The sequence below is a fragment of the Sulfitobacter pacificus genome (genome assembly GCF_030159975.1).
In the GTDB taxonomy this organism is placed as follows: domain Bacteria; phylum Pseudomonadota; class Alphaproteobacteria; order Rhodobacterales; family Rhodobacteraceae; genus Sulfitobacter; species Sulfitobacter pacificus.
Window position 1 is genome coordinate 1 of sequence record NZ_BSNL01000014.1, and the last position, 6484, is coordinate 6484.

At 62.4% G+C, this 6484-nt stretch carries 7 protein-coding genes and 1 pseudogene; all 8 read right to left on the reverse strand.

All coding sequences use genetic code 11. The annotated features are described in order from the left end of the window. The coding region (locus tag QQL78_RS20115) for a strawberry notch-like NTP hydrolase domain-containing protein (RefSeq protein WP_284376504.1) at positions 1-1348 on the reverse strand (1348 nt) is incomplete at its 3' end. A 110-nt stretch (positions 1349-1458) separates the two neighbouring features. Next, complete coding sequence (locus QQL78_RS20120; protein WP_284376506.1) at positions 1459-1749, reverse strand: type II toxin-antitoxin system RelE/ParE family toxin; 291 nt, start codon at positions 1747-1749, stop codon at positions 1459-1461. After that, positions 1736-2035 (reverse strand): type II toxin-antitoxin system RelB/DinJ family antitoxin, encoded by a 300-nt coding sequence (locus QQL78_RS20125; RefSeq protein ID WP_074838673.1) that lies wholly within the window; start codon positions 2033-2035, stop codon positions 1736-1738. The genes QQL78_RS20120 and QQL78_RS20125 overlap by 14 nt, the downstream gene beginning before the upstream one ends. A gap of 102 nt (positions 2036-2137) precedes the next feature. Then, positions 2138-2794 (reverse strand): DUF6927 domain-containing protein, encoded by a 657-nt coding sequence (locus tag QQL78_RS20130; RefSeq protein ID WP_284376510.1) that lies wholly within the window; start codon positions 2792-2794, stop codon positions 2138-2140. Next, positions 2794-3387: a regulator gene (locus QQL78_RS20135; protein WP_284376512.1), complete on the reverse strand. Its 594-nt coding sequence runs from the start codon at positions 3385-3387 to the stop codon at positions 2794-2796. The genes QQL78_RS20130 and QQL78_RS20135 overlap by 1 nt, the downstream gene beginning before the upstream one ends. A gap of 77 nt (positions 3388-3464) precedes the next feature. Further along, the gene (locus QQL78_RS20140; RefSeq protein ID WP_284376514.1) at positions 3465-5438 is read right to left on the reverse strand and encodes a ParB/RepB/Spo0J family partition protein; all 1974 of its coding nucleotides are present in this window, start codon (positions 5436-5438) and stop codon (positions 3465-3467) included. A 157-nt stretch (positions 5439-5595) separates the two neighbouring features. Further along, positions 5596-5985, reverse strand: a complete 390-nt coding sequence (locus tag QQL78_RS20145; RefSeq protein ID WP_284376517.1) for a DUF3768 domain-containing protein — start codon at positions 5983-5985, stop codon at positions 5596-5598. Positions 5986-6055: 70 nt separating this feature from the next. Beyond that, positions 6056-6355 (reverse strand): annotated as a pseudogene (locus tag QQL78_RS20150) (zincin-like metallopeptidase domain-containing protein); the annotation flags it as partial. Positions 6356-6484 lie beyond the last annotated feature (129 nt).

The window sequence follows — 6484 nt, forward strand, 5'->3', positions numbered from 1 at the left end:
CGGGCAGATCACGCCCATGGGCATCATGTGCCATGATGATGGTTTCCAGCTGCGCCTCGGAGAGATCTCCCTCCTCGATCAACCGTGCAGGCAGGCGCAATTCCGAAATGGCGGCACCCGAAGGCACGGGCGGCGCGACAGAGGCCATGGCGATGCTTTCGACGAGCGGCGTGGGATGTTCCCGCGCGCCTGCGATCTCGATCCGCTGCGGGCGGTAGCGCGCATAGATGTCCGAGACGGGCGTGTTGTCGCGCGGGATATCAAGGCTCTTGAAAGTGAGCGGGACAACGGCATTGGCCCGAGATTTGGAGGCGGCGACAGGCGCAGCGGCGGTCTTGCCCGGGGCAAATGATGCAACGGTCGGCCGAGCAGGAGTAACCGCTGCCGCCCGTTGTGCGGGGCGCGCCTTGGTCCGGGTTGCGGCCAGTTCGTCGCAAAAAGGAAGGGCTTCCTCCAGATCCTGCACAGGGACGCGGATCAGCTCGCCGTCCTCCTGCACCTTGTCGAAGACCATCAGCTGGGTTTCTACAGAGGTGCCGAGCTTGCGATAGACCTGTCCCGGCATCGTGAGTGCCAAGCGCGGCGTGAGGAGGCCGCAGACGCGTGACCAATGCGCGGCATCGCGCTCTGGGCTGAACCCCGGCGGCATAATCGCCACCAGCCGCCCCCCGGGCGCGAGGCGCTTCGCGGCAGCGATGAGATGCTTGGCCGCGATGTGCTTATCCCTAGACCGATCGATCGAAGAGGCGAAGGGCGGGTTCATCACCACGACGTCGGGAAGGACCGGTGTCTGCAGCAGATCGTCGATATGCTCACCATCGTGACCCGTCACCTCGCCCCCGAAGACCGCGCGCAGGAGACGCTTGCGAAAGGGGTCGATCTCGTTGAGCAAAAGCTTGGCGCCGGCGCGGGAGGCGAAAACGGCCAGGGCACCGGTGCCAGCCGACGGCTCGAGCACGGTTTCCCCCTCGCGGATCGCAGCCGCCCGCACGGCCAAAGCCGCGAAGTGCAGCGGCGTGGAGAATTGCTGCAGCCTGATCTGCTGCTCGGAGCGGCGCGTCTCCGTAAGGAGCCGCGAGGCGAGCAGCTTTGCAGCGGCAATGCCACCCTCGGTGCCGTCTCGACGCAGCAGCACCTGAACAGCCGCAGCCTGCATCAGGTCATAGGCCATGCGCCAGTCCCACGCGCCACTGGCATCGCTGCCGCCGAACGCCTCCCGCATGATATGGGCAAGCGCCGAACTGCGCAGGGGCTGGTGATCAATCTCCGCTCCCATCTGCCTCATAGCGGTGGAAAGATCGGGATCGGAGACGGTAAGAACTGGGTTTGGTGGGGTTAGCTTGGCCATGGGGTTTGTCCTTTGGATCAGGGTCTGAGTTCCAAAGGACAAAAAGCCCCCTCTACACTTTCGAGGCGCAGAGGGGGCGCATGTTTATTAGCGAGTGGCCAGCGTTCTGGTCATGGCCATAACTGCGCGGCATGAAGAATGCGCAGAATGGTCACTATCTCCGGGCTTTCGGCATACACCACGATGTAGTTCGGACGGACGACCATTTCCCGGGTGCCTTCGACACGGCCTATCCGGTACATTTGAGGATGCTCTGGCAGCCGAGACGTCTTTTGCTCGATCTCGTCTTTGAGAGACTGTGCGGCGTCGGGGTTGTCGTCGGAAATGTAGTCAATGATTGCCAACAGATCGGCGATGGCCGTGGCTTTCCATTCAAGATCGGGCCCATCAAGATTTGGCAAGGCGCTTCCCGTCAATCAATGCTTGGGCGTCTTGCATCGCCTTGGCATGGGGCGTTGTGGGGCTTGGATCGTCCAGCGCTTCCTGTACCTTCGCCCGGAACCAGGCGTCATAGGCATCTGGATCAGCGGTCAATCCGGCAGGCAACCCGCCTTCCGCAGCCACACGGGTCAGAAGGATGCGCACCGCATCGGAGAGCGTCAGACCAACGCCGGCAAGTGCATCCGAGGCTTGCGCTTTCAGCTGATCGTCAACACGGACATGAAGCATGGATGTTTGGGCAGGCATGGATGGTCCTCCTATCGCTCGCATTGATGTATCTCATTTGAGATACGATTTCAAGTTGGCAGCATGTGCGCGCAGTCCTTTGTTACTGACTAAGCGCAAAACTCAGCCACCCTGCCCCGCCAGAAACTCCGCCAGCACAGGACTGGCCGCGCCCTTTGCGGAGCTGAGCAGCTCCGAGCCCGCAAGCGAGGCCTTTGAGAGCCGTACGAGCCCGCCGGTTCCCTCGATGCGGTAGCAGCGGCGTTTTTGCCGCCCACGCCTGTAGTGGGTCGCAATGACGATCTGGCAGGTGCTGCCATCGGTGAGCGTCACCGGTGTTGCGAGCTTGATCTTGTCGCCTTCCTCGTAGTCCGGAATCGACGCCCAATCCCGGCAGCGCTGGCGCCAGGCATGCGCGTAGCTGTCCGGGTCTTTCAGGTCGGAGAGAAGCTCGATCAGCCCAAGGGGAGCACGAGACTCGTTCGGGCCAGCGCTTTCCTCCATGTCCTTGTAGCCCCAGCAGCCGTCGTCGTATCGGGTGAGGAATACGGCACCGAAGGTGACGGAGCCGTCAGGGTCTGTGACATAGGTCGCATCTTCAACCGGAGATCCGTGGAGGTTTGTGACCCTCGCTGCCGCATACCAGGTCGAACCCACCTTGCAGGCCTTGAGCAGTTCTGTCTTTCGGATGTCGGTCTCGAAGGTACAGAGCCGTGTAATTTCCGCCTTCTCATCCGCGTAGGATTTGATGCGGCGATCAGTGTAGAAGAGCCATCCCACTATGCCGCCCTCCGATCGTCGATCTCCATGAGCGCATCGAGCGGCACGCGGTAGGGCTGCATGGCGTCGAAATCCTCACAATTGCCGCAGTTCTGGACGATCGCGAAGGTGTCGCAGGCATCCTTGAGGATCACCCGGAAAGTGCCGCCCAGGCCGGAGGGCACATCATACGTCCCGCCGATGAGATAGTCCGAGGCCCGGCGCACGAAGACGCGGATGCTGTGGCCATCGGTGGCGAGCCGGATCGTGCCCTGCCCCCGGTCGATGAGCGCTTGCACATCGTCCAGGATGTCTGTGTAGAACTGACCGGTCAGGTCACGAAACGCCATACGGCGCTGCGCCATCCAGTCGTTGTCCCGAAACGGGTTCATGCCATCGGCGAAGGCGAAGGAGGGATCCGCCTGCTCGGTCGTGACGATGCGGGTTGTTGTGCCATCAATGCCGTTCGAGCGCAGATGCACGCCATTGCCGACGATCAGGATCAGGGCGGGCTTGTCCACCGGCCCGTTCCAGTTGGGCAAGAAGGTCTTGCAGGCGCGCGCAAGGGCGATCTGCGCCGCGACAGCGGACGCGGAGAACTTGAGAATAGCCATGGGGATGTCTTTCTGTTCGGTGTGGGAAAGGGTCGACCCGCGCAAGGCTCAAACACCGCGCGGGTCGAGAGGGTCGCTCAGGCCGCTTTCGCGACGTCGCTGTCTGGCTCCGAGGTTTCCATCGTGGACGCGTCGTTCAGCTCGATCCCGGCGGTCTGCATCATCGGCGGGCACCAGGCGGCCACGGCAGCGCGCTGCGCGTCCGTGAGCGTGGCGAAGGGTTCGGCGAAGAGCTTGTCGCAAAAGGCGACGATCTCCTTCTTGCTCGACGAGGCCAGCGTCACCGCCTCCTGGGCAAGGCCCAGATCCTCGCCCAGAATTTTGAGGAGCCAGGCCTTCTTGAAGCGGTTGAACAGAGCCGCGTTCGGCGTCCAATGCGCGCGGATGTCGGGCATGATCTCGATCTCGAAGTCATGCATAAGGCTGTCGCGCTGGCGATCCCGCGCAAAGCAGGACTGCGTGGTGCTTGCTGTGGCATAGGCGACAAGCTTGGCCTTCTCGCCTGCCTCCAGCGCGCGGAACGCCGCGAACTGATCGGCCGGGGACCGGGCCTCATCGAGCCACGAGAGGTCAAGCGCATCATGCGCCGCGGCCACCTGCTCGAGCGACGTGCCGTCGATGTCGTCCATCTTGGCATGGCTGCGGTATTCCTTGCGGGCATCGACCTTGATCGTCTGCGTGACATTCATGCCGCTGCCCAGAACGTCGCTCACCAGCTTGAAGAGGGTCAGATCGAGCGTGGCCTCGGGGTGCAACGCCATCGCGGCGCCAAGGGCCATCGCACGTTCGGTCTTGAGATCCTCTGCCAGCGAAGCCGGATAGGTGATCTCGCTTGGGTCGGGCTCGTCCTTGCCGGTCTGGTTCCCGGAAGGGCTGCGAGACGCCTCTTGCTTGTCCTCAGGGCGCACGAGGCCCACATGCAGCGTCACCTGTCCACTCGACCACGACGCAATCACGCCTGCGCGGGCGAGGTCCTCGGTGGTGTAGGCCTCCTGCAGGTCGCGGGCTTCCTCTTCCAAGACGTCCACACGCTCGTAGAGGGCATTGTATGCACCGTCCTCGAGCCCCTCATCCTCCATCTCGAGCTGCAGTTTGTCGAGCTCGGCAGTGATCTCATCGATGCGCTTCTGGGCGGCCTCATCGGGCTCGATCGGGCCGGGATAGACGCGGCCGTAGTCGGCCATGGTCGCGTAATCATAGCGCACCATCGAGTCCGCCCAGGCAAAGCCCAGCCTCATACGGGCCTCCTCGGCGGCGGCAACGAGCTTCTCGAGCAGGATCGTCTCGACCAGCGCAGCATCCTCGAGCACCGAATGCTCCTCCAGCAGATCGGCCGCGATAGCGCCGCCGCGCGCTTGATATTCCTCGCGTACGAAGGCCCCGATATCGTCGCTGACCTGCACGCCGCGGGACTTGAGCGCCTGACGCACCGTATAAGCCTGCAGGTAGCTGTCTTCCTTGGTCAGCGCCTCGAAGACCTCACGTTGCACTTCCTGGCTTGGATGCTCGGCAAAGGCCTTCATCGTATCGAGCGTGATCACCTTGGCACGGGCCGCCGCGCGGATGTCGGGATGGATGAATCCGTAGCGCAACCGGCCTTTCACGGCGGAAACAGTGGTGCCGAAGGTTTTGGCGATGGTCTCAGGCGTCTGGCCGTCGACCTCCATCATCCGCGCGAACGCCTCGAACTCGTCAATCGCGTTCATGGGGGCCTGGGTGATGTTCTCGGCGAGGGACAGCGCCGTCGTCACGTCGCAATCCTCTGGCACGAGGCGGCAGTCGATCTTGGTCTTGGCGGTGAAGCCCTTCGCGGCCTTGTCCGCGACCAGCTCCTTCAGCGCGGCATGGCGTCGGCCGCCGGCGAGAACAGCGTGTTTGCCGTCGATCTTCTGGATCAGAAGCGGCTGAAGCAGGCCCAACACCGCGATGCTGGCCTTCAGATGGGCGATGTTCTCGGGATCATAGGTTTCCGGGGAGTTACTGCGCACGTTGGCGGGGTGGGCAGTCAGATCGGTGATGGCGACGGAAACGGGTTTGAAACTTGCGGTCATGAGATTTCCTTTTCGATGGGTAGGGTGCGGCCGGCGCGTTCAAACGCGTGACCAATCCCCGGGTTCGGGGATCAAAAGGACAAAAGGCCCGCTTTGCCTTTGAGGGGTCTGCGGGCCTTCCGTGTCGGTTGTGTGGGCATTGAGGCTGCCCCCTGCGCTACCAGTCGCGCGCCATCATGATGGTTAGCACGCGCATGGTGGTTTCGGGGTTATCCGGGGCCTCGGACCCGTAACGGAAGTCAGAATCCGCTTCATAGAGATCGATTTTCCAGAACACGGTTTCGCCCCGGATCTCGACCGCCCCGAAATCATGCCATCCCTCCGGATCGTTCTCTGGCTCAAACGTCTCGAACGTACCGGTCGCTTTCACCGCCTCGGCCATGAAACCGTCCCCCGCCTCCATGAGCGAGCGGGTCACATGCATCCGGCCTTGGATGGGCGCCTCCGGTGCTATCCCGAGGCAGGCGAGCTTGCGGAAAGCGTCATTCTGAGCGGCGATTACGGCGGGGTCTGGGCGGTCTGTCAGAGGCTGTGCTGCGTTGGTCATGGGTCTGTCCTTTGAGAAGTTTGAAACACCCTTCCCAAAGCCTGCTTTCCCTTTGCCGACACACATCCCCTCAAGCGGCCTGGTCGACCTCCCCAGCCCTGCCCGCCTCCGATCGCGCAATAAGGTAATCAAAGGCGCGCTGCGCATCGGCCGCGTGCTTGAAAATCGCCTGCTTGTCCGAGCGCAGCACCCGCAGCCAGTTGTAGAGGTAAGCGGCATTCATCTCGAGCGTATGCGACGTGAACCCAAGTTCCTGCCCCAGAAAGCAGGACGTGAGCTCGGCCACGATCTCCTCGCGCGCATAGGCTGTGTTGCCAAACTGCGAAAGACCGTAGTCGCGGTTCAAGCGATGGCGCACCTTTGTGGCATGACCCTTATGCCGACATCGGCATAATGCTCATAATGCCGCGCTCCGGTTTATGCCGCGCTTGTTCAGGCGAAGTCTTGTTTCCTGCGGTTTTTGTCGTTTTCCGGCTGCATAAGACTGTAGTTCAGAACC

Coding starts and splice junctions, on each gene's coding strand:
- QQL78_RS20135 (WP_284376512.1), bottom strand. CDS start 3,387: ATGGCTATTCTCAAGTTCTCCGCGTCCGCTGTCGCGGCGCAGATCGCC.
- QQL78_RS20140 (WP_284376514.1), bottom strand. CDS start 5,438: ATGACCGCAAGTTTCAAACCCGTTTCCGTCGCCATCACCGATCTGACT.
- QQL78_RS20145 (WP_284376517.1), bottom strand. CDS start 5,985: ATGACCAACGCAGCACAGCCTCTGACAGACCGCCCAGACCCCGCCGTA.
- QQL78_RS20125 (WP_074838673.1), bottom strand. CDS start 2,035: ATGCCTGCCCAAACATCCATGCTTCATGTCCGTGTTGACGATCAGCTG.